This is a genomic window from Thermoplasma sp. Kam2015 (assembly GCF_003205235.1).
In the GTDB taxonomy this organism is placed as follows: Archaea; Thermoplasmatota; Thermoplasmata; order Thermoplasmatales; family Thermoplasmataceae; genus Thermoplasma.
The window spans coordinates 1-303 of the sequence record NZ_QJSM01000061.1 but is presented as its reverse complement, the minus strand read 5'-3'; the positions used below and the strand labels follow the sequence as shown (position 1 = coordinate 303).

The following is a 303-nucleotide window of genomic DNA, read 5'->3' as shown; positions in this document are numbered from 1 at the left end:
TTAATCTTGATAACTCTTTATTGAAATACTGGTTTATTGATTTCAGAACACCGCCCTTGACAGCAATACCCTTTTCGGATATGTTGTTTCCAATGGTTACGATGTTCCTCACACCAATATCGATGCCTAGTATTCTCTTAGGACTTAACTCCGACACATTGTCTATTTCCTTAGCGTAAACAATTTCCACATTATAGCCGACACCTAATGGTATAATTCTTACCTCCCTTAAATCTGTATTATCATCTAATCTTGTCTTCACCTCCAGATCCATGATTTTTGGGAATTTTAATATTCCATTAT

General features: G+C 35.3%; 1 pseudogene. It reads right to left on the bottom strand.

Features of this window, described 5'->3' with window-relative positions:
• Positions 1 to 262 (bottom strand): annotated as a pseudogene (locus tag DMB44_RS09195) (RNA-guided endonuclease TnpB family protein); the annotation flags it as partial.
• Positions 263 to 303: the final 41 nt, after the last annotated feature.